The 20,980-nt window shown below is 65.0% G+C and carries 23 protein-coding genes; 3 read left to right on the forward strand and 20 right to left on the reverse strand.

Features of this window, described 5'->3' with window-relative positions; translation table 11 throughout:
* Positions 1–220 precede the first annotated feature (220 nt).
* Positions 221–1,831: a methyl-accepting chemotaxis protein gene (locus FLQ03_RS09165; RefSeq protein ID WP_144371131.1), complete on the forward strand. Its 1,611-nt coding sequence runs from the start codon at positions 221–223 to the stop codon at positions 1,829–1,831.
* 104 nt (positions 1,832–1,935) lie between these two features.
* Here the strand turns inward: FLQ03_RS09165 and FLQ03_RS09170 are convergent, their stop codons facing one another.
* The 3 genes from FLQ03_RS09170 to FLQ03_RS09180 all read right to left on the reverse strand — a co-directional run bounded on the left by FLQ03_RS09170 (position 1,936) and on the right by FLQ03_RS09180 (position 4,079).
* Complete coding sequence (locus FLQ03_RS09170; RefSeq protein WP_144371132.1) at positions 1,936–2,697, reverse strand: substrate-binding periplasmic protein; 762 nt, start codon at positions 2,695–2,697, stop codon at positions 1,936–1,938.
* A gap of 77 nt (positions 2,698–2,774) precedes the next feature.
* Entirely contained in the window at positions 2,775–3,470 is a 696-nt protein-coding gene (locus FLQ03_RS09175; protein ID WP_144371133.1) for an aspartate/glutamate racemase family protein, read from the reverse strand.
* Positions 3,471–4,079: a LysE family translocator gene (locus tag FLQ03_RS09180; protein WP_144371134.1), complete on the reverse strand. Its 609-nt coding sequence runs from the start codon at positions 4,077–4,079 to the stop codon at positions 3,471–3,473.
* A gap of 153 nt (positions 4,080–4,232) precedes the next feature.
* Between FLQ03_RS09180 and FLQ03_RS09185 the strand changes: the two genes are divergently transcribed.
* Positions 4,233–5,663: an aminotransferase-like domain-containing protein gene (locus FLQ03_RS09185; RefSeq protein WP_144371135.1), complete on the forward strand. Its 1,431-nt coding sequence runs from the start codon at positions 4,233–4,235 to the stop codon at positions 5,661–5,663.
* A 176-nt stretch (positions 5,664–5,839) separates the two neighbouring features.
* On the forward strand, positions 5,840–6,217 hold the full coding sequence (locus tag FLQ03_RS09190) for a DUF4345 domain-containing protein (RefSeq protein WP_144371136.1): 378 nt from the start codon (positions 5,840–5,842) through the stop codon (positions 6,215–6,217).
* Positions 6,218–6,301: 84 nt separating this feature from the next.
* Here the strand turns inward: FLQ03_RS09190 and FLQ03_RS19565 are convergent, their stop codons facing one another.
* The 17 genes from FLQ03_RS19565 to FLQ03_RS09275 all read right to left on the reverse strand — a co-directional run bounded on the left by FLQ03_RS19565 (position 6,302) and on the right by FLQ03_RS09275 (position 20,977).
* Positions 6,302–7,633: a methyl-accepting chemotaxis protein gene (locus FLQ03_RS19565; protein ID WP_144371137.1), complete on the reverse strand. Its 1,332-nt coding sequence runs from the start codon at positions 7,631–7,633 to the stop codon at positions 6,302–6,304.
* A gap of 104 nt (positions 7,634–7,737) precedes the next feature.
* Complete coding sequence (locus tag FLQ03_RS09200) at positions 7,738–8,691, reverse strand: sensor domain-containing diguanylate cyclase (protein ID WP_206210918.1); 954 nt, start codon at positions 8,689–8,691, stop codon at positions 7,738–7,740.
* Between the two features lie 261 nt (positions 8,692–8,952).
* The gene (locus FLQ03_RS09205; RefSeq protein ID WP_144371138.1) at positions 8,953–10,440 is read right to left on the reverse strand and encodes a carboxypeptidase M32; all 1,488 of its coding nucleotides are present in this window, start codon (positions 10,438–10,440) and stop codon (positions 8,953–8,955) included.
* A gap of 167 nt (positions 10,441–10,607) precedes the next feature.
* Entirely contained in the window at positions 10,608–11,255 is a 648-nt protein-coding gene (locus FLQ03_RS09210) for a hypothetical protein (protein WP_144371139.1), read from the reverse strand.
* A gap of 11 nt (positions 11,256–11,266) precedes the next feature.
* Complete coding sequence (locus tag FLQ03_RS09215; RefSeq protein ID WP_144371140.1) at positions 11,267–12,325, reverse strand: malate/lactate/ureidoglycolate dehydrogenase; 1,059 nt, start codon at positions 12,323–12,325, stop codon at positions 11,267–11,269.
* A gap of 19 nt (positions 12,326–12,344) precedes the next feature.
* The gene (gene ribD / locus FLQ03_RS09220) at positions 12,345–13,460 is read right to left on the reverse strand and encodes a bifunctional diaminohydroxyphosphoribosylaminopyrimidine deaminase/5-amino-6-(5-phosphoribosylamino)uracil reductase RibD (RefSeq protein WP_144371141.1); all 1,116 of its coding nucleotides are present in this window, start codon (positions 13,458–13,460) and stop codon (positions 12,345–12,347) included.
* The gene (locus FLQ03_RS09225; protein WP_144371142.1) at positions 13,457–14,005 is read right to left on the reverse strand and encodes a GNAT family N-acetyltransferase; all 549 of its coding nucleotides are present in this window, start codon (positions 14,003–14,005) and stop codon (positions 13,457–13,459) included. Before FLQ03_RS09225 ends, ribD begins: the two co-directional genes overlap by 4 nt.
* Positions 14,006–14,063: 58 nt before the next feature.
* Positions 14,064–14,600 (reverse strand): GNAT family N-acetyltransferase, encoded by a 537-nt coding sequence (locus FLQ03_RS09230; protein WP_144371143.1) that lies wholly within the window; start codon positions 14,598–14,600, stop codon positions 14,064–14,066.
* A 68-nt stretch (positions 14,601–14,668) separates the two neighbouring features.
* Positions 14,669–15,124: a transcriptional regulator NrdR gene (nrdR, locus tag FLQ03_RS09235; RefSeq protein WP_144371144.1), complete on the reverse strand. Its 456-nt coding sequence runs from the start codon at positions 15,122–15,124 to the stop codon at positions 14,669–14,671.
* Between the two features lie 38 nt (positions 15,125–15,162).
* Complete coding sequence (locus tag FLQ03_RS09240; RefSeq protein ID WP_144371145.1) at positions 15,163–15,705, reverse strand: NUDIX hydrolase; 543 nt, start codon at positions 15,703–15,705, stop codon at positions 15,163–15,165.
* On the reverse strand, positions 15,702–16,697 hold the full coding sequence (gene rfaD, locus FLQ03_RS09245; protein WP_144371146.1) for an ADP-glyceromanno-heptose 6-epimerase: 996 nt from the start codon (positions 16,695–16,697) through the stop codon (positions 15,702–15,704). Before rfaD ends, FLQ03_RS09240 begins: the two co-directional genes overlap by 4 nt.
* Before the next feature lie 19 nt (positions 16,698–16,716).
* A complete protein-coding gene (locus FLQ03_RS09250) occupies positions 16,717–17,295 on the reverse strand; it encodes a DUF924 family protein (protein WP_144371147.1) in 579 nt (192 codons plus the stop codon).
* 26 nt (positions 17,296–17,321) lie between these two features.
* Positions 17,322–18,284, reverse strand: a complete 963-nt coding sequence (rfaE1, locus tag FLQ03_RS09255; RefSeq protein ID WP_144371148.1) for a D-glycero-beta-D-manno-heptose-7-phosphate kinase — start codon at positions 18,282–18,284, stop codon at positions 17,322–17,324.
* Positions 18,285–18,295: 11 nt separating this feature from the next.
* Positions 18,296–19,042: an orotidine-5'-phosphate decarboxylase gene (gene pyrF / locus FLQ03_RS09260; protein WP_144371149.1), complete on the reverse strand. Its 747-nt coding sequence runs from the start codon at positions 19,040–19,042 to the stop codon at positions 18,296–18,298.
* Positions 19,043–19,073: 31 nt separating this feature from the next.
* Positions 19,074–20,237 (reverse strand): lipopolysaccharide assembly protein LapB, encoded by a 1,164-nt coding sequence (gene lapB / locus FLQ03_RS09265; RefSeq protein ID WP_144371150.1) that lies wholly within the window; start codon positions 20,235–20,237, stop codon positions 19,074–19,076.
* Between the two features lie 29 nt (positions 20,238–20,266).
* Entirely contained in the window at positions 20,267–20,560 is a 294-nt protein-coding gene (locus FLQ03_RS09270) for a lipopolysaccharide assembly protein LapA domain-containing protein (RefSeq protein WP_144371151.1), read from the reverse strand.
* A 123-nt stretch (positions 20,561–20,683) separates the two neighbouring features.
* The gene (locus FLQ03_RS09275) at positions 20,684–20,977 is read right to left on the reverse strand and encodes an integration host factor subunit beta (protein ID WP_144371285.1); all 294 of its coding nucleotides are present in this window, start codon (positions 20,975–20,977) and stop codon (positions 20,684–20,686) included.
* Positions 20,978–20,980: the final 3 nt, after the last annotated feature.

The following is a 20,980-nucleotide window of genomic DNA, read 5'->3' on the forward strand; positions in this document are numbered from 1 at the left end:
CGGACGTCACCGGCACCCGGTGTCGTCCGCATTGGTTTTGTAAAAAAATTTGATGCAACGCAACGTATCGATACACCTAACTTATAAGCATATTCTATACATTTAAGATAAAACTTATTAGCACCATGCAGATCACAATAGCTAGCTGCTTGGTGCCAGACCTGCACAGCCCGCTCGACACCAGGGTTTTCCCGACTTTCACTCCGGTTCAGAGGTAAACATGAAAATCTCTACCCGCTTGCAACTGCAGACTATTGTTGCCGTTGTGGCATTTGCCGCCATCCTGCTGATCGCGTTCATCCAGCTGGGCCGCATTAATGATAAATCCGCTGTCATTGCAGAAGATGTGGTACCTAGCGTCGAACTGCTGGGCTCCGCCAGCTTCAACTTCGTGCAGCAGCGCGCTGCGCTGCTGAGCCTGATGTCGGCGGACAGCGCCGCCAGCCAGGACAGCATTCTCGCTGCTTACCAGCGCTACCACGATGAAGTGCAGCGCAATCTGCAAGCGTACGAGGCGGTAGTCAGTGACGATGCAGACAAAGCCTTGCTGGCGCAGCTGCGCGATGGCATCGCACGCAACAACCAGACCTACGAACAAGTGATCGCCACCTTCCGGGCACACGACGTTGCCAACGCCAGCAAACTGCTGAACGACAACCGTGACGCCTTCCTGCAAGTGCGCGACCAGGCACTGAAGCAGATTGCCTACAACCAGCAGCTAGGCAAGGTAGCGCACCAGGACCTGAAAGCCGCCGAATACAGCGCCGGGCTGTGGCTGGCGGTGACCGCCGTGCTGGCATTGCTGGTGCTGGTACTGATGGCGGTAGTCACCTACCGCCAGGTGGTCGGCAGCATTCACTCTGCCGCCGCCGACATTGCCGACATGACCGAGCATCTGGACCTGTCGCGCCGCTGCCGTATCCGCCACCAGGATGAAATCGGTGGTTTGCTGCAACACTTCAACCAGCTGGCAGCGCGCCTGCACGACAGCCTGCAACGGGTGGCCGCCTCGTCCGCCGAAGTCGCCCATACGGCGGCCAACCTCGCCACCGCAGCCAGCCAGGTATCCTCGGGTTCGGAAGCGCAAAGCCAGTCGGCATCGTCGATGGCGGCCGCGCTGGAGCAGATTACCGTCAGCATCAACCACGTGGCCGACCGTACCCAGGAAGCCAACACGCTGGCGCAAGACACCGGCCACAAGGCGCGCCACGGCGAGCAGGTAATCGAAAACAGCAGCAGCACCATCCTCGGCATGGCCGACTCGGTGCGCGACGTGTCCAACCATATGGGCGCACTGAACCAGCAGACCAATGCCATCCATTCGGTGATCAACGTCATTCGCGACGTGGCCGACCAGACCAACCTGCTGGCGCTGAACGCCGCCATCGAAGCCGCCCGTGCCGGCGAAATGGGGCGTGGCTTTGCCGTGGTGGCCGACGAGGTGCGCAAGCTGGCCGAGCGCACCGCCAGCTCCACCACCGAAATCGCGCAGATGATCAACACCATGCAGGGCAAGTCGGACGAAGCCGCCGCCGGGGTGAGCCGCGCCGTGGGCAGCATGGAAAACGGGGTGCAAGAAACCGAGCGCGCACGGCAAACCATGCAGCAGATCGCCGTGGCTGCCGACGACAGCAAACGCGTGGTGGGTGAAATTGCCAGCGCCATCCGCGAACAGGGCGCCGCGGCCAACAGTATTGCGCAGCAGGTGGAAACCGTGGCGCAGATGTCGGAAGAGAACGCCAGCGCCGCGCACAGCGTGACCGATCAGGCGCAACACCTGAACGCGCTGGCCGCCACGCTGGACCGCGAGGTACGCCTGTACAAGCTGTAAACCAGGCAACGGTCAGCCAGGGTCTGTTAACACTAAGTTTGCTGCGGCGGCGTTTGTCAGGCGGTGGCAATGCGCGAACAAGCGCGCGCAACAGGGCGAATGCCCTAGTGCAGCGAGTTCAGTACCTGTGGCAGCGTATTGCCAAAGTAGTGCTGGTAGAAATCGTCCAGCTGGCCGTTCTTGCGCAGCTGCGCGGCTTCAGCGTCGATGCCGTCGCGCAGCATGGTCAGCCCCGGGCGCAGGCTGATCGGCTGGTTGACGCTGCCGACCAGCGGCTTGAGCAGCCGCACCTTGTCGCGCATGGCAGGCGGCAGGTTGCTGCCGGCCAGGCCGTCGTCAAACACCACGTCCACCCGCCCGCCCAGCAACATGCGCATGCCACGGGCAGTATCGATAACATCGATGCGCTGCCAATCCTGCTTGCGCTTCAGTGCCACCGGGTAGTCGTAGGCAGCCACCCAGCCCACACGCTGGCCGCTGAACGCCTCCAGGCCGGTGAAGGTCTCGTGCTGGCTATCGCTGCCAACCCAGGCACCCAGTACCCAGTACACCAGCGGCTGCCGGGTTTGCACCCAGCCGGCCGGGCTGTCGCCCGCACCGGCAAAAGCCAGCATGTCGACCTTGCCCTGTTGCGCCAGCCGCATGCAGGCGCCCGCCGCTTTGAAGATGTACTTCACGCGCAGCTTGTTGGCCGCCGCTACGCGGCTGATCACGTCGGCAGCCAGGCCCACGGCCGGCTGGTTGGCATCGCTATCGATGAAGGGGGCCCACGGTTCGGCACACACGCTCACCACCGGGTTGGCCGCCGCCACACCGGCTGTCAGAACGCCGAGCGCGCCCAGCGTCGCCACAACAAGCTTGTTCATATCGCACTCGCAAAACAGGCACCAAACGCCACACTACACCCATTATGCGTAAGTTCGATAGAAATTCCACGACAATATCAGGCCAGCAGCCACGCAAGTGCGGCTTCGCCGTGTAAGGCGGTGGTATCGAACAAGGGCATGTCGGTGTCGGCCGGGCCCACCAGCATCGCCAGCTCGGTACAACCCAGAATCACCGCCTGGGCACCGTCAGCACGCAGGGTGTCGATCATGCCTAGCAGGCGCTGGCGCGACGCCGCCTGCAGCTGCCCCAGGCATAGCTCGTCAAAAATGATGCGGTGCACCTCGGCACGGTCTGCGGCAGACGGCACGCATACCGTCAAACCGGCTGCCAGCAGGCGCGAGGTATAGAAGTCGTCTTCCATGGTGAAGCGGGTACCCAGCAGCCCGACACGGCTGACACCGGTACCTTGCAGCGCGGCGATGGTGGGGTCGGCAATATGCAGCAAAGGGATGCCCGCCATCTCGGCCACCGGGGCGGCCACCTTGTGCATGGTGTTGGTACACAGCAGCAAGGCGCCGGCACCGGCCGCCGCCAGGCCCTGCCCGGCCTGGCCCAGCACCTTGGCCGCAGCCGCCCAGTCACCGCGCTGCTGCATGTCGGCAATGGCGGCAAAATCGACACTGTGCAGCAGCAGCGGCGCCGAGTGCAGGCCGCCACGCGCCTGGCGCACGCCCCGGTTAAGGTAGGCATAGTAGTGGGCGGTGGATTCCCAGCTCATGCCGCCCAGCAAACCCAATAGTCTTGTCGTCATTTACAGTACTCCGCTCAGTGTCAGTTCATCCAGCAGCAGCCAGGCCGCCGTCGCGGCCATCGCGAGCGCCATGGTGCCATTGAACACGCGGCGGGCACCGTCTTGGCTGAGGTAGCGGCGCAGGCCGTCACCCAGTGCCGCCCACAAACAGATGCAGGGGAAGTTGATGGCCGCGCACAGCAGCGCCAGCCACAACGCCTGCGGCCAACTTGCGCCAGCCGGCAAGAACAGCAGGCTGGTGTTCACCACCATCACCCAGGCCTTGGGGTTCACCCACTGGAACGCTGCGGCGCCGATAAAGCTCATCGGCGTCACCGCGTCGCGCGCCTGGGGCGCCCCGGCCAGCCACACCTGCCACGATAGCCAGAACAGGTAGCCGCAGCCGGCCAGGCTCAGCAGCAGGCGCCAGTCGTTCAGCAGCGCCATCACCCAACCCAGCAGCAGCGCCACGATCAGCACCTGGATACCGTGGCCGATGCTGATACCGAACAGGTGCGGCAGGCTGCGGCGAAAACCGAAATTGACGCCGGATGCGGCCAACATCAGGTTGTTGGGGCCGGGGGTAACCGACATCAGCGAAACGTAGCTCACAAGCGGCAAGCTCAGCATGGCACAGCTCCTTGGGGTAGGTGAGCCACCATCGTAGACAAGGCCGCTTGCCGGTGACAGGCGCAAGAATTTATTATTGTCATGGTGACAGTTTCACTTGTGATACGACTGTCACCTTCGTTTTTACAGCCTACTGTCCCAGCCGAGCCCGCCATGGAAAACGCCACCCTGTATCAGCAACTGGCCGACGATCTGTCCAGCGCCATCAATCGCGGCACCCTGCCCCCCGGCTCGCGCCTGCCGTCAGTGCGCAAGACGGCGCACAGCCGCCAGCTGTCGCTCAATACCGTGGTGGCCGCTTACCGCGTGCTGGAAGACCGCGGCCTGGTGGAGGCGCGGCCGCAGTCCGGCTATTACGTCAAGGCACGGCTGGCCTCGCCGGCACGTGGTGCGCTGCGCGAAGCGGGGCCGGCGCAAGGGACGGATGGCGCGGTACTGGACCTGATCGGCGCCGCGCTGCAGGCGCAACAGACACCCGGTTATATCGACATGGCGCTGGCCTGCCCGCGTGGCGGCGATTTCTACCCGGCCGGCAAGCTGGCACGGCTGATGGGCCAGGTGCTGCGCAAAAGCCCCGGGCTGGTCAGCAATTACGCGCTGCCGCCAGGTTCGGAACGGCTGCGTACCCAGATTGCCCGCCGTGGCCTGGAGCTAGGCATGGCGCTGCAGGCCGACAACATCATCCTGACCCACGGTGCGATGGAGGCATTGCAACTGGCCTTGCGCGCCGTGTGCCGCCACGGCGACACCGTGGGCATCGAGTCGCCCACCTATTTCAACCTGTTGCCGCTGTTTGCCAGCCTGGGGCTGAAGGCGGTCGAGATTCCCACCGACCCGCAGCACGGTCTGTCGCTGGACGCCCTGGAACTGTTGCTGAGCGAAAAGCGGGTGCAGGCGGTGGTCGCCATGCCCAATGTGCACAACCCGCTGGGCTGCAGCATGTCCACCGACAACAAGAAAAGGTTAGCCGCACTGGTGAACCGCTACCAGGTGCCGCTGATCGAGGACGCGCTGTACGCCGAACTGCAATTCGGCGACGCGCTGCAGCCGGCGGTGAAAGCCTACGACCAGGACGGCTGGGTGATTGTCTGCGCCAGCTACACCAAAACGCTGGCGCCGGATTTCCGTGTCGGCTGGCTGGAAGGCGGCCGCTTTGGCGCCGACATCAAGAAGCTGAAGTTCGCCAGCTCGATCGCCGAACCGCTGGTGCTGTGCGAAACGCTGGGCGCGTTTCTGGAATCGGGCGGCTACGACCACCACCTGCGCTCGCTGAAGCGCCGCTACACGCTGCACATCGACAAGGTGCGGGCGCTGATTGCCGCCCACTTTCCGCCCGGCACCCGCGCCACCCACCCCAGCGGCGGCTTTCTGGTGTGGGTAGAGCTGCCAGACGGCTACGACACGGTAAAACTGTTCGACCTCGCCATCCACGAGCGCATCAGCATCTCGCCCGGCCCGCTGTACTCGCCCAGCGGCCGTTACCGCAACGCGCTGCGCCTCTCCTGCTGCCAGCCGCTGGACGAGCGCTTTATCAACGCGCTGCGTACCGTGGGCGAGTTGGCCGCACGCTGCCGCGCAGGGTGAAGGTGGTGGCTGTGGACAGCCCGCCACACGGCAAACCAGCCCACGAGCTATCACGATAAATACCTGCATTGACCCTGTTCTGATGCGCTGCCGATACTGGCTGGCAGCGCGGCGCATGGCTGCGCTGCGGCAAGCAGCCACACCGCCGCACACAATAAACAGAAAGGGGTTAACGGATGAATCTGCGTCAGCTTTTCCTGATCGGTACCGCCATCGGCCTGGTGCCGATCGCGCTCTCTTACGGCCTGATGCCGCAACAAAGCCTGGGTCAGCTGTTTGGCTTGCAGGTAGACAGCGTCAATGGCTTCCACATCTTTCGCGCCATCATGGGCCTGTATCTCACGCTGGCGCTGTTCTGGGTAGCCGGCGCGCTGCGCCAGCCCCTGCGCCAAGCCGCCCTGCAAAGCCTGGTGGTGTTCATGTTCGGGCTGGCCATCGGCCGGGTGGGCAGCCTGCTGATCGATGGCATGCCCAATACCTTGTTGCAGGTATACCTGCTGCTGGAGCTGGTATGCGGGGTGTTGGGGCTACTGCTGCTGAAACGGCCGGACTAAGCCTCCGCATCGTCACAAACACAAAGCCTGCTCCTTTCAGAGCAGGCTTTGTCTGTTGATGGGCAGGGTGAACCGCAGCAAGCCTCAAGCCGCCGTCTTGGCCGCATGCTGGCTCATCAGCGACGTCACATCCTGGGTGGCATTGCGCGTACGCTCGGCCAGCTTGCGCACCTCGTCGGCCACCACGGCAAAGCCCCTGCCCGCCTCGCCCGCCCGCGCCGCCTCGATGGCGGCGTTCAAGGCCAGCAGGTTGGTCTGGTCTGCCACCGACTGGATGGTGCCGACAATGGCGCCGATGCGCTGCAGGCTTTCCTCCAGTTGCTGACGCTGCAAGCTTTCTTCGCTGAGTGCGGCCGAGCGCTTTTCTGCATCGATATCGATCAGCGCCCCTACCACGCGCTGCGGCGTGCCGTCCGCATCGCGCTGGGTTTCGCCACGGGCGCGGAACCAGCGGTAGCTACCGTCCTTGTGCTGCAGGCGGTATTCCACGTCGTAACCGGTCTGGCCGCTACGGTCGCCCAGGTGGGCGGCAAACGCCGCCAGCGTGCGCTCCTTGTCTTCCGGGTGCAGGCGGCTGGCCCAGCTGTTCAGCACATTGGGAAAGTCGCTTTCGTCGCGGAAACCCAGCAACTGGCGAAACTGTGGCGACCACCAGAACGCGTTGTTGGGGTTGACCGGGTCACGGGTGGTGACCTCCATGTCCCACAAGCCTTCCGACAGCATGCGGCAGCCCAGCTCGAAGCGCGCCATGCTGCGCGCCAGCATCGCCTGCTGCTGTTTCTGCGCGTGGATGTCTACCAGCGAGCCGGCCACCCGCAGCGGTACACCCTGCCCGTCGCGCAGCGTGGCACCACGCGCGCAGAACCAGCGGTAGCTGCCATCGCGGTGCTGCAAGCGGTATTCGATATCGTAAGGCGTGCGACCGCTGCGGTCATTCAGGTGGGCACCAAACGCGGCCAGCGTGCGGTCTTTGTCGTCGGAGTGCAGGCGGCTGGACCAGCTGCCCAGCACGTTGGGAAAGTCACGCTCGTCCTGGAAGCCCAGCAAGGCGCGGAATTGCGGCGACCACCAGAACACGTTGTCCGGGTTGAGCACGTCGCCGTTTTCGATGGTCATGTCCCACAGGCCTTCCGAGGCGGCGCGGCTTACCAGGTCGAAACGCCCTTGCAGGCTGCTCAGTTCCTGCTGCAAGCGACGCGCCAGTGCCTGCTCTGCGGCCAACTGTTCGGCCAGTGCCCGGTTGCGGCTGGCTTCCTGCTCGGCGTGGCCTTGCAGCTGTGTCCAGAGCTGGTGCAGCTTGTTACCCAGGCCTTGCCAGCGGCTGTTGCCGTCCAGCTGCCAATTGGGCATCTGCCCGCCCAGTGCCGCCTCGGCAGCGGTTTCCAGCTGTGCGATCGGTTTGCTGCTGAATAACATGGCACGCTCCTGACGGATTGACATGTCCTCAGCATAGTGCACTGCAACATCTATTCAATACGTAAAACTACTATATTTAATAAACTTTACAATGACTTACGTTATTAATTGTGTTCATCCTGCCCCGCCGCTACCACGCAATCGCGGCCGGCAGACTTGGCGCGGTACAGCGCCTGGTCTGCCTGGCGGATCAGGCTATCCAGCGTCAGTTCCGGCGTCATGGTGGCACAGCCCATGCTGACGCTAAGCGCCGGCGCTCCTTCCCACGGCAGGACAATACGGGCTACTTGCTGGCGGATGCGCTGCCCCAGTGCCACCGCGCCGCTGAGCGTGGTGGCCGGCAGCAGCAGCATGAACTCTTCGCCGCCCCAACGCGCCACGCAATCGCCCTGGCGGGCACAGGCTTGTAGTGTGGCTGCCAGCAGGCACAGCGCCTCGTCGCCGCAATCGTGGCCGAAACGGTCGTTCAGCGCCTTGAAGTGGTCGATATCGATCAGCAGTACCGAAAACGGCTGATCGCGCTGCAGGAAGGCATTACGCGCCAGCTCCAGCTGCATCTGGGCTTCGCGGCGGTTGGCCAGTTGCGTCAGCGGGTCGGTAATGGACAGGCGGCGGTTTTCTTCCACCATGCAGTGCAAGTCGTGCACGTCGCGGAAGGTGACGATGTGCCACGAGGGCAGGATGTCGGCCTTGATTTGCGCGGCCACGATGAACCAGCGCCGCTGGCCGTTCTTGCAACGCACCAGCGCGCTCATTTCGGCCACGTTCTCGCCGCGCGCCAGGCTCAGCTCCACCGCACGCTGCCACTCGCGCACGATCTGCTGGCGATAGATCGGGTCCGGGTAGGCCAGCTGAAACCAGCTGAGCATGTCCGGCATTTCCTCGGCGGTATAGCCGATCTGCTGCAGGAAAGCCTTGTTGATGAAAAGATGGCTGCGACGCCCCGCCGAAGTGGCATCCGATGTGGACACCAGCGCCGGAATCGGGATCACATCCAGGCTATGAAACAGCACCGTCTCGATGTCGTGAGGTGCCAATACGTGCTGACCCGTCGACATGCTTTCCTCCCGCCCCGCCAAGCGGGGCAGTTTGCGCCAATTTGTGATTGTCGGGCTGCCTCGGTGGCGACTACCGTAGCAGGCCCTCATTGGATTTATACGTCCATTTATGAAGTGATGAAATAGTGACCGTTAATCTTCTTACAATTCGATATATCGTTTGCGGAGCACGTTGAATGGCTTTGTAAGCTCGTCTTGTAAAAAGACCCGGCAAGCATGCGGCATTTTGCACACTGGCCGGGTCGGCTGCCAAACACAGGCTTAGCCCAGATAACGCGCCTGCAAGTGGGCGCGGAAGTGCGCCGGGTCAAGGTTGCTGCCGGTGGCGCGCTGTACCAGATCCGGCGTGGACCACAGGCTGGCCTGCTGCCAGATATTGGCCTGCAGCCAGTCGAATACCGGTGCCAGGTCGCCAGCGGCAATGCGGCTGTCCAGGTCGGGGTAGTGCTGGCGGATGACGGCAAAGTACTGCGCGGCGTACATGGCACCCAGCGTGTAGCTGGGGAAGTAGCCAAAGCTGCCGTCAGTCCAGTGGATGTCTTGCAGGCAGCCGTCACGGTAGTTGCCGCGGGTGTCGACGCCCAGGTAGGCCATCATCTTCTCGTCCCACAGCGCCGGGATGTCTTCGGCCTCGATGTCGCCTTCGATCAGCGCGCGCTCGATCTCGAAGCGCAGGATCACGTGTGCCGGGTAGGTCAGCTCGTCGGCGTCCACGCGGATATAGCCGGGGCGGACGCGGCTGTACAGCAGGGCCAGGTTGGCCGCATCGAAGGCAGGCTGCTCACCCAGGTGTTTTTTCACCAGCGGGGCAATCAGTTGCAGAAAGGCCGGGTTGCGGCCCAGCTGCATCTCGAACGACAGGCTCTGGCTTTCGTGAATGCCCATCGAGCGCGCCTGCCCCACCGGCAGGTGCACCAGCTGGCGCGGCAGGTTCTGCTCGTAACGGGCGTGGCCGGTTTCGTGCACGATGCCCATCAGGCTCTGCACGAAGTCGTCTTCACGGTAGCGGGTGGTAATGCGCACGTCTTCGGCCACACCACCACAGAACGGGTGCACCGACACGTCCAGGCGGCCGGCGTCGAAGTCGAAGCCCAGCAGGCCCATCACTTCCACGCCCAGCGCGCGCTGCGCCGCCACCGGGAACGGGCCTTGCGCCGCCAGCGTGCTTTCGCCGGCCTGTTTGGCCATCACGTCGCGGATCAGGCCCGGCAGCCAGCTTTTCACGTCGTCGAAAATACGCTGTACCTCGGCGCTGTTCATGCCCGGCTCGTACAGGTCCATCAGCGCGTCGTAGCGCGATACGCCGGTAGCGTCGGACAGGTATTGCGCCTCTTGGCGCGACAGTTTCACCACCTCGCGGAAGTTCTGCAGAAAGCCTTGCCAGTCGTTGGCTTTGCGCTGGCTGCGCCACGCGTGTTCGCAGCGGCTGCCGGCCAGGCTCTTGGCTTCTACCAGGCTGGCGGGCAGCAGGTTGGCTTGCTGCCAGGCACGGCGCATCTCGCGCAGGCTGGCTTGTTGCACGTCGTCCAGCGTCTCGCCGGCCGCCGCGTCGAACAGCGGCTTCAGCGCCGGGTCGGTCAGCGTGTGGTGCATCAGCACTTGCAGCTCGGCCATGGCAGCGGCGCGGGCGTCGTTGCCTTTGGCAGGCATCATCGCCGCCTGGTCCCAGCCGGCGATGGCGGCCAGATGCTGGTAACGGTACAGGCGGGTAAAGGCGGTTTCCAGTTGCGGGTAAGCAGTCAGGGGCATGGTTGGGCGTACCGGGCTAAACGCTGCCGGCCGGCGCCCGACGGGTGATGGCGGGCAAAAACGGGCGCAGCAGCGCGGGGGTCGGACAAGCCGGCAGCCAGGGCGCCGGCAGGAACACTACGTTGGCCGCGATGATGCCGTGCCGCAGCCGGCTCGGCAATTGGCCGTCAGGACGGGGTGGCGGCGCGTACCCCGGCACCGGGAAACGACAGCCAGTAATAAAAGAACTCGCGGGCGATAGCGACAAAGCTGTCGCGCGCCTGGCTGTCGGCCAGGTGCAACAGCATGGCGTCGATGGCGGTGCGGAAGCTGTCCGGGTGATGCGGATGGCCGTGCAGCAGGTACAGCAAGGGGCGGATCAGCGCGCCGCGTTCGGCCAGCAGCGCCTCGTCGCCGCCCTGCTCGTACAGCTGGCCGAGGTAGATGTCCAGCGACGGCGGGTAGTCGGCAAAGCCTTCGTCCTGCATGCGCTGTTGCAGTTGCTGCAGGTCGGCCAACACCGGTACGCGCACGTGATGGGTGGAAAAACCGTCGCGGGCGTGCAGTGCGGCCAACCTTTTGACGTCGTCCAGCCAGAAATAGTAGTACTCGCGTGCGGCCAGCATGGCACCGGCGCGGTCTACCGGCGCGCACAGCGACAGCAGCGCGTCCACCGCCGGGCGGTACATCGCCGCGCCACCGCGCTGGCTGCGCAGGATCTGGTTCAGCCTGGCCAGCACGCGGCGGCGAAAGTCGATCACCGCCGCCTCGGCCCCCTTGTTTTGCAGCAGGCTCAGGTACGCGTCCAGCGCGTCGTCCATCTTGTCTCGGGCCATGCTTGCTCCTGCTACAACGCTTCCGGGTTGGCCACACCGGCACGGCGGGCAGCGGCCACAATGGCCGCCCATTCATTATCGGACATCTCGATGCCCCTGCTACGGGCTTCTGCCTCGCGGCGCCGCTCCGGCTCGCCGGCCAGTTGCAACGGCGGCTGTCCGGCCGGCGGCGGCGAGCTGCGGATGTACGCCGCCATCGCATCGTACTCTTGTCGTAGCCAGTCGGTATCGGCCACCGCAGCCGGATCGATGATGACGGCGGTCAGGTTGTTGACGATGCCGCCTGCGCGCGGGTTGCCCGGCTGCAGCGTACCGCCACCAGACAGCAAACCGGCCAGCAGCTCGATAGCCGCCACCAGGCCGCCGCCCTTGTGCGCGGCGATCGGGCGCAGCGCACCGGTCGGTGCTTCGTGCATGGCGGCCGGGTCGGCCGTGGGCTGGCCGGCGGCGTCCAGCATCACCGGTTCGTCGAAGTGCTGGCCGGCCAGGTAGGCCACACGCGTCTTGCCGTACGCCACCATGCTGGTGGCGAAATCCAGCACAAACGCCGGTTCCGACGCGCCGGCCGGAAACGCCACGCACAGCGGGTTGGTGCCAAAGCGCGCCGCCGAGCCGCCAAACGGCGCCACCAGCGGCTGCGGGAAGTCGGTGACGTTGACGAAGAACAACCCCACCTTGCCGGCGGCGGCCACTTGCTCGCCGTAGCTGCCGATGCGGCCCATGTGGTGGCTGTTGCGCACCGTCAGCAGCACGATGCCGGTATCGGCGACACGGTCGATGGCGGCATCCACCGCCTCGCGCACCACGCGCTGGCCGTAGCCGCGCTCGCCGTCAAACTGCAGGATGGCACCGCTGTCATTCAGCAGCCAGGCCGGCTCGTTCGGTTGCAGCGTACCGGCCTGCACGCTGTCCACGTAAAACGGCAGCATACCCACGCCGTGGCTGGGGTGGCCCTTCAGGTTGGCCGCCACCAGGTGCTGCGCTACCACGTCGGCTTCGTCATCGGTAGAACCCAGTGCCAGCATGGTGGCGTGGGCAAGGCGGTACAGCGTGGCGTCGGTCAACAGCATGTTGGCAGGCTTTCCAGGGTTACAGGTAACGGGGTTGCAGGGTCAGGCGCAGGTCGGGGCCGACCATGCGGCTATCGGTGATCTGCAGCGGCAGCTTGTCGTCCAGCGACTGCAACGCCGGCCAGGCAAACAGGCCACGGGCGGCGTCGCCGGCCAGGTACGGCGCCAGGTACAGCACGATCTCGTCGACCAGCCCGGCTTGCACCAGCGCGCCGTTCAGGCCGGCGCCGGCTTCCACCATCAACTCGTTGACGCCATCGGCGGCCAGGCTGGCCAGCAGTGCCGCCAGGTCGACACGGCCTTGCTGGGTCGCCAGCACGCGCAGCTGCACGCCACGCGCCAGATAGGGTGCGTGCCGTGCCGGATCGGCGATGGTGGTGACCAGCAGCGTCGGGGCGGCGGTAGTGTCATAGATGCGGGCGCTGGGCGGCGTCGCCAGCGCGCTGTCCACCACCACACGCAGCGGCGGGCGCGGCACGGCCACGTCGCGCACGGTAAGCTGCGGGTCGTCGGCCAGCACGGTACCGCTGCCGGTGAGGATGGCACAGTTGGCCGCACGCAGCTGCTGCACGTCGCGACGGGCGTCGGGGCCGGTAATCCACTGGCTGACGCCATTCAGCAGCGCGGTCTTGCCGTCCAGCGTGGCGGCGGCTTTCAGCGTCAGCCACGGCCGCTGCCGCGTCACCCGCGACAGGAAACCGCGGTGCACGCGCTCGGCCTCGGCTTGCAGGCAGCCGGCCACTGCTGGAATGCCGGCGGCGTTGAGCAGGGCAATGCCACGCCCCGCTACCTCGTGGTACGGGTCCACCATGGCAGCCACCACGCGCGCCACGCCTTCCTTGATCAGCCGCTCGGCGCACGGCGGGGTGCGACCGTGATGGCTGCACGGCTCCAGCGTCACGTAGGCGGTGGCGCCGGCCGGCGTCAGGCCACGGGCGTAGCAGTCCTTGATGGCCTGGATTTCGGCGTGGTCGCTGCCCACTTTCAGTGTGGCACCGGCGCCGATCACCTGGCCATCGCGCACCAGCACGCAGCCGACGCCGGGGTTGGGCGCGGCGCGGCGGGTGGCGGCGGCGGCCAAGCGCAGCGCTTGCTGCATATAGGCGTGATCGTCGCCGTTCAGCAGCAGGCTCATGCGTCGGCCTCGGTGGCTTGCGGCTGCCAGTCGGCGGCCAACAGGCTGTAGATGCGGGCGTCCCAGAAGCGCTCACGAATACGCAGGTAGCCACGCAGCACGCCCTCCTGGCGGAAGCCGCTGCGTTCCGCCACTGCGCAGCTGCGCAGGTTGGCCGCCGCGCTGATGATGTCGATGCGGTTCAGGCCCAGCTCGACAAACGCGGTATGCAGCATCTGGCCCAGTGCTTGCGGCAGGTAGCCGCGGCCAACGTAGGCGTCAGCCAGCCAGTAACCGATGGACGCATGACGGTTCAAGCCGCTAATGGCGTGCAGGTCGCACACGCCGGCGGGCTGGCCGTCGGCCAGGATCAGCCAGGTCAGCGCCGTGCCGCTGGCACGGTCGGCCAGTGTGCGCTGGATGAAGGCCAGCGAATCGGCCGCGCTGCGGGTGTTATCCACCCACGGCAGCCATTGCGACAGCGTGTCGCGGCTGCCGTCTACCAGGGCAAACAGGGTCTCGGCATCGTCCACTTGCAGCGGGCGTAACTGGATACGGGCAGTCATGATGCGGCTCCATGCAGGAAAGTCATGACCACAGACTAAGGTTGGCCGCCCGCCAGCGTCAAGGCTGGGCCGGCTGGCGCGCTGCCCATTCGATAGCCAGCAGGCTGTAACAGGCGGCGTCGTGCGCTTGGCCCTGCAGCCACAAGTGTTGGCGCAATACGCCTTCAAAACGGAAGCCGGCGCGCTCGGCCACCGCCACGCTGCGCTGGTTGGCCAGCGCCGGGTCGATCACCAGCCGCTGCAGTTGCAGCGGGCCGAAGGCCTGAGCGCATAGCTGCGCCAGCGCCGCCTGCAGCACCCCTTGACCGACAAAGGCCTGCCCCAGCCAGTAACCGACACAGGCGCGACGGTTGGCCGCCGACACGCTGTGCAAGCCGCAGACGCCGGCCAGCTGGCCATCGATGCGAATCAGCCAGTCGTACTGGCTGCCCTGCTGCCGCGCCGCCAGGCTGGCCTCAATGAAGGCCAGGCTATCGTCGGCGCTGCGGGTGACGTCCACCCACGGCAACCACGGCGCCAGCGTGGCGCGGTTGGCGTCCACCAGCGCAAACAGCGCCGGCGCATCGGCCGGCGCGGGTAGATGCAACGTCGTCATGGCAGTACCCACAGGCAGGGTCGGCAAAAGAAAACGGCAGGCGCCAGGCCTGCCGTGACAGACAGGGCTTAGCCCTGGTTCTGGATTTGCTCGATGGCGTCGGTAAACTCGGAAATATCCTGGAAGCTCTTGTACACCGAGGCAAAGCGCACGTAGGCCACCTTGTCCAGCTTGGCCAGTTCGTTCATCACCATCTCGCCGATATAGCGGCTGGACACCTCGCGCTCGCCCAGCTGCAGCAGGCGCTGGCTGATGCGGTTGATGGCGTCGTCTACCAGCGGGGTAGACACCGGGCGCTTGTGCAGCGCGCGCAGGAAACTGGTACGCACCTTTTCCACGTCGAACTCGGTACGGTGGCCGCCGGTTTTCACCACTTGCGGCATGCGGACTTCGGCGGTTTCAAAGGTTGTAAAGCGCTTGTCACAGCTGGTGCAGCGGCGGCGGCGGCGGATGCTGTTGCCTTCCTCGCTGACACGGGAATCCACCACCTGGGTATCGGCGCAGCCGCAGAACGGGCATTTCATGGCTTTACGATCCTCAGTGTTTCAATAGCCGGATGTTATCAGCTATCGCTGCCTGGCAACAGCAATGCGCATTTTTTGGGCAGCACAGTGTCGTTATCCAGCGCAGCAGCCTCCGCGTCGCGCGCGTCGGCGGCCGCCAGCATGGCCCGCAAATGCTCGGGAAACACCGGCTGCGGCGGGCTGGCCAGCTGCGCGGCGTCAAACCAGCAGCCGGCGCCCATGCTGGCCCGCTCCTGCGCGCTCCAGCCGTCCTGGCGCAAGGCGATGCGGCCAACCCGTACGTGAAAGTAATGCTCGTCGGCCCAGACCTCGCCGCCGTCCGGCAGCCGCATGGCAAACTGGCGCCGTGCCAGCGGCGCGCCAGGATCGGCCAGCGGGTAGCCGGTTTCTTCCAGGCATTCGCGGCAGGCGGCCTCGGCCAGGCTTTCGCCGTCCTGCACCCCGCCGCCGGGGGTGAACCAGTAAGCAATACGGCCGCCCAGAGCGGGCGGCCGGTACGGAAACAGCAGCACCCGCCCGTCGGGGTCGCGCAGCAGCAAACGCGCTGCCACGCGAACCGGCAAGGCGGCGTGGCGGCTCATCGGCTCATCAGCCAGTCCACGTAGCGGTCGACGCCCTGCTCTACCGTCAGCATCGGCTCGCTGTAGCCGGCGGCGCGCAGCTTGCCGATATCGGCCTGGGTAAAGCTCTGGTACTTGCCTTTCAGCGCGTCCGGGAAGTCGATGTATTCCAGAATGCCCTGCTCTACCAGCTCGGCCAGGCTCAGCGCCGGCTTGCCTTCGTGGCGGCGGCAGGCATTGACGGTAGCGACCGCCACGTCGTTGAACGGCTGGGCGCGGCCGGAACCGAGGTTGAAGATGCCGCTTTTGTCCGGGTTATCCAGGAAGTACAGGTTGACCTTTACCACGTCTTCCACCGACACGAAGTCGCGGCTCTGGGTACCGTCGGCGTAGCCGTCGTAGCCACCGAACAGCTTCACCTTGCCGGTTTCGCGGTACTGGTTGAAGTTATGGAACGCCACCGAGGCCATGCGGCCCTTGTGCTGCTCTTGCGGGCCGTAGACGTTGAAGTAGCGGAAGCCGGCCACTTGCGCGGTCAGGCCTTCGGCCATGCGACGGCGCAGGATCTGGTCGAACAGGAACTTGGAGTAGCCGTATACGTTGAGCGGGCCTTCGTACTGGCGGTCTTCCTTGAAGGTGGTGCCCTTGCCGTAGGTGGCGGCGCTACTGGCGTACAGGAAAGGGATTTCCTCGGCCTGGCAGAATTCGAACAACTCCAGCGTGTACTGGTAGTTGTTCTCCATCATGTACTTGCCATCGTGGTTCATGGTGTCGGAGCAGGCACCCTGGTGCAGGATGGCGCTGATTTCGCCATCGAAATCGCCGCTGCCGATCAGGCTGATGAAGTCCTGTTTGTCCAGGTAGTCGCTGATTTCGCAGCCCACCAGGTTGACGAACTTGTCACCCTTGCTGAGGTTGTCCACTGCCAGGATGTCGGTTTCGCCACGCGCATTCAGCGCCTTGACGATGTTGGAGCCGATGAAGCCGGCGGCGCCGGTTACCACGATAGTCATAGTCTGTCCTTTTATGCGTTCAGAACGCGCTGCCGGGCTGGGTCAGAAACTGCAGCTCGTCGGCGGTAGAGGCTCGGCCCAGCGCCGCATTGCGGTGCGGGAAACGGCCGAAGCGGGCGACGATCTCGCGATGCCGCCGGGCAAAATCGATCACATTGTCGCGCCCCGGGCTGCCGTGCGGCAGGCTCTCGAAGCGGCGTACGGCTTCGTCCTGGTCGGCCAGCTGCTCGCTGTGCTCCAGCGGCAGGTAGACAAACCAGCGCGCCACCGGCGGCAGACGGATATCCAGCCGTGCCGCCAGCGCAGCGTGACAAGCCGCTAGCGCCTGCGCGTCGGTGGCAAAGGCTTGCGCCTCGCCGCGGTACAGGTTGCGTGGAAACTGGTCGGCCACGATCAGCCAGGCCAGCACCTGACGCGCGTCGCTGGCGTCGGGCTGCAGCGTACCGGCGGCCAACTCGGCCAGCAGCGGCGCAAAGCGCTCGCGGATGATGCCGTCGAACACCGGGTCTTTCTTGAACCAGGCGTCGCGCGGCGCCGACAGCAGCTCGTCGCTGCTGCCGCCGAACCAGAATTGCAGAACCTGCTCGTACCACGGCATGGCGCGCTCCTTTGGCTGGCTTGCGTTTACAGGGCGAACAACTCTTGCTGATGGCACACGGCGGTACCCAGCTTGGCCACCACAATGCCGGCGGCGGCGTTGGCCAGCCGCATCGCCAGCGGCAGTTCCAGGCCGGCGGCCAGCATCAGGCCTAGGGTGCCGATCACGGTATCGCCGGCGCCGGAAACATCGTAAACCTCTTGCGCGCGGGTCGGCTCGTGTACGGCACCGGCGTCGCGGTACAGCGTCATGCCTTCCTCGCTGCGCGTTACCAGCAGTGCGTCCAGCTGCAGCTGGGTACGCAGCGCCTGCGCCTTGGCGGCCAGTTGCTCGTCGCTCTGCCAGCTGCCGGCTACTTGCTTGAATTCGCTGCGGTTAGGCGTCAGCAGCGTGGCGCCGGCGTACTTGCTGTAATCGTCGCCTTTCGGGTCGATCAGCACCGGTTTGCCGGCGGCGCGCGCCAGTTCGATCATGCGGCTGACGTGGGTCAGGCCGCCCTTGCCGTAGTCGGACAAAATCACCACGTCGTGGTCGGCCACGATGGCGGCGTATTCGTCCAGCTTGTCGGACAGGATCTCGTGGCTGGGCGCGTCTTCGAAATCGAGGCGGATCAACTGCTGCTGGCGCGCCACCACGCGCAGCTTGATGGTGGTGGCAATGCCGGGGTCGCGCTTGAACGACGGGGTAATGCCGTCGCTTTCCATCAGCCGCGTCAGCGCGGTAGCGGCTTCGTCGTCGCCCACCACCGACAGGATGGTGGCTTTGCCGCCCAGGCTGGCGATATTGCGCGCCACGTTGGCCGCACCGCCGGCGCGTTCTTCCATGCGGGCGATCTTGGCCACCGGCACCGGCGCTTCCGGCGAGATGCGCGATACATCACCAAACCAGTAGCGGTCCAGCATCACGTCGCCCACCACCAGCACGCGGCTATTGGCCAGGCGGGCTTGCAGTTGTGCCGGGGTCTGGCCCAGCTGTTGCAACAGGCTCATGTGCGCTCCCCTCAGCCCAGCGTGGCCTGGTAGGCCTGGATGTCGGCGTTGATCTTGTTCAGCACCGCCAGCGGGTCGTCGGCGCGGGTAATCGGGCGGCCGATCACCAGGTAGTCGGAGCCGGCTTGCAGTGCAGACACCGGCGTCATCACGCGGCGCTGGTCGTCGGCGGCGCTGTCGGCCAGGCGGATGCCCGGCGTCACCAGTTTGAACTCGCGGCCCAGCTCGGCCTTCAGCACGCTGGCTTCCTGCGCCGAGCACACCACGCCGTCCAGGCCACTGTCTTTGGTGAGGCGCGCCAGGCGCAGCACGTGTTCTTGCGGCGGCACGGTAATGCCGATTTCCATCAGGTCGGCGCCGTCCATGCTGGTGAGCACGGTGACGGCGATCAGCAGCGGGCGCTGGCTGTACTGCGCCAGCGCCTCGGCCGAGGCTTCCATCATGCGGCGGCCGCCACTGGCGTGCACGTTCACCATCCAGACGCCGGCTTCGGCGGCCATCTTGCAGGCGTGCGCCACGGTATTGGGGATGTCGTGGAACTTGAGGTCCAGGAACACCTGGAAGCCGCGTGCGGCCAACTGCTCCAGCAGTTGCGGGCCGGCGGCGGTGAACAGCTCCTTGCCTACCTTCAGGCGGCACTGCGAGGGGTCGAGACGAGAAGCAAACGCCAGGGCGGCATCGGCGGTGGGGAAATCCAGCGCCACCAGTACCGGCGAGTTAACGTTGGCCGCAAAGCCGTGTGCCATCAACGGATTCATGTTTTCCTGTCTTTCTTGTCGCGTATTCGGTTCAGTGGTTTTCCGAGCGGTTGGGCGTAAAGCTTTCCCACTCGCTGCAGGCGGGGCAATGCCAGAAGAAGGCCCGCGAGCGGAAGTTGCAGCGCTTGCAACGGTGTACGGTCAGGCGCTGCGCGTGTTTCATGATCAGCGCACGCGCCACCTCGGCGTCGAGGCGGCCTTCGGTGCTGAGTTCGTCCATCTGCGATTCCACCAGGCGGTAAACGCCCAGCAGGCTGGGGCGGGCGTGTACCGCTTCGCGGGCGGCTTCCAGCGCGCGCGCCTCGCCTTCGTAGGTAGCCACTTTCTGGTACAAGAGGTCGGTCAGCTCCAGCTGCGAGAAAGTGCGCTGGTAGCCGCGCAGCAGGGCGATGCCTTCCTGCGGCTTGCCCAGCGCTTCGTAGGCGTCGAACAGGCGCTCGGCCACCATGGCCAGGTATTCGAAGTTCTGCTTTTCGATGGCTTGCCACGCGGCGATGGCCGCGTCGTGGTTGCCCTGCGCCGTTTCGATATCTCCCAGCAAGATGCTGGCGCGCACGCATTTACGGTTGGCCGCAAACGCCTGCTTTACCGCCTCGCGGGCCTTGTCGTAATCGGACTGGTACAGCGCGCCCTGGGCCAGCTCGCAGTAAAACTGCGCCACTTCGTGCTGGAAACTGTGCGCATCGCTGCGCAGCTCCAGCGCGGTGGCGATGGCTTTTTCCCAGTCGCGGTCTTGCTGGTAGATGGACAGCAGCTGTTCGCGCGCGGCACGGCCCATGGTCTGGCTATCGAGCAGCTTGACCAGGATTTCTTCGGCGCGATCCACCAGGCCAGCCTTCTGGAAATCCTGCGACAGCTCGTAGCGCACCAGCGCCTTCTGTTCGCGGCTAAGGTCCGGCAGCTCCATCACTTGCTGGTGCAGGCGGATGGCGCGGTCGTTCTCGCCACGCTTGCGGTACAGCTTGCCCAGGCTAAGCTGCACTTCCAGCGAGTGCGGGTGGGCGCGCGCCACTTCCGACAGCGAACGGGCGGCGACGTCGGTCTGCTCGTCCACCAGCGCGTCCAGCCCCTTGTAAAACGCGGCAGGCACTTCGCGTGCCTGCTTCAATACGGCACGCATGTCCACGCGTGCGGCCAGCCAGCCCAGGCCAAAGAAGGCCGGGAACAGCAACAGCCACCACAAATCGATATCCAAGATTCAACCTCGAGACAAATACGGGATGCTCAGTCGGCCAGCGCGTCGCTGGGGTCGACGACAACCTTGCTGGCACTCTGGCGCGAGCGCAGCTCTTTCTTGAGCTGGGACAGCTCGCGGCGCACGCGCAGCGAATAGGTGAAGGTGGCCACCAGGCCGATCAGGGCGCCGGCAGCAAAGAAGATCAGCAACAGCAGGATCAGCGGCGCCTGCCAGCTTTGGCCGAAGAACAGCTTGAATTCCACCACGGCGCTGTTCTGCACCGTGACAGCAATGAGCAAAACGAGCAGCAGGAGCTCGATCAAGCGGAACAGGTAACGCATCGGTACGCTTTCGCTGGGTCACAATGCTGCAAGTTTAAACGAAAGCGCAGCCCCTCCCAAGCGAAGGGGGGATAAAAAAAGCGCCGCAGGCAGGCTGCGGCGCTTTGAAGGCGGCGAAATGGCTTAATCGCTGGAATTGGTCAGGTCGACCCGTTCGCGAAGCTCTTTGCCGGCCTTGAAGTGAGGCACGTATTTCTCAGGAACGACAACGCTGGAGCCAGACTTGGGATTGCGGCCCATCCGCGGCGGGCGGTAGTTCAGATCGAAGCTACCGAAACCGCGGATTTCGATCCGCTGCCCTTTTGCCAAGCTGCTGGCCATTGCATCCAGAATGGTTTTAACAGCCAGCTCAGCATCTTTGGCGACCAACTGAGGATAACGCTCGGCAAGCCTCGCAATAAGCTCAGATTTGGTCATGTC

Origin of the sequence: Vogesella urethralis (assembly GCF_007644045.2) — a bacterium.
Classification (GTDB): Bacteria; Pseudomonadota; Gammaproteobacteria; order Burkholderiales; family Chromobacteriaceae; genus Vogesella; species Vogesella urethralis.